The 689-nt window shown below is 43.1% G+C and carries 1 pseudogene; it reads right to left on the reverse strand.

From position 1 onward, the window contains the following. Positions 1–195 (reverse strand): annotated as a pseudogene (locus P5674_RS25525) (recombinase); the annotation flags it as partial. Positions 196–689 lie beyond the last annotated feature (494 nt).

The raw sequence follows: 689 nt of genomic DNA on the forward strand, positions 1-689 counted from the left end.
GGGTAGCCGTTTCCCGGTAGGTGGTTGCTTAAACTGCAATAAGAGATTGTACCTAAGCCCTGACTTCTGGATTTTAAGGCTAACCCCCCTAGGACACTCACCCTTAAACTCCTGATAGGCTTTCAAGAATCTAGCATAGCCCCCGTCATAGTTACCCTTTCCCCCTACTGTAGGGGTATTGATATCGTTACTCATTTTTTACTCACTTGTTATCCTGCTATGGTTTTGAGTAACACCTAAGTAACGGTAGAATAGGGGTTATAGGCTATGTATTAGGTTCAAATCCCGCCAGAGCCATTTATTTGATTTGATCAGAAATCCCGCCCCCATCTAATATGGTTGGGCGTATTTTTTTCTGAACTCGTAGTCAATTCGAGTATGATAAATATGATGGTGCCAAACCTTCAGGCATGAAATAGGGTTGAAATACCTGAAATAACCGCCTGGTGGGGAATTCAACCCCTTGGTTGAATATAAGGAGCGCACTCCTGACCATCCTCATAACTGATTATATGTCCCAACGTTCGGTATAGAGATATACCAAACAAGGCAGGGAACCCAAGGTCAAAATGAACTAACTTATACAAATTCCTCATAGGAAGCCCAGAAATGGATAAGTAAAAGTTAGGAAATTAGGGTAACGGCGATAGCCACCCCCAGTTTTGGGAATCACAACCCCAGGATTGAAG

The organism is Limnospira sp. PMC 289.06 (genome assembly GCF_032350395.1).
Taxonomy (GTDB): Bacteria; Cyanobacteriota; Cyanobacteriia; order Cyanobacteriales; family Microcoleaceae; genus Limnospira; species Limnospira platensis.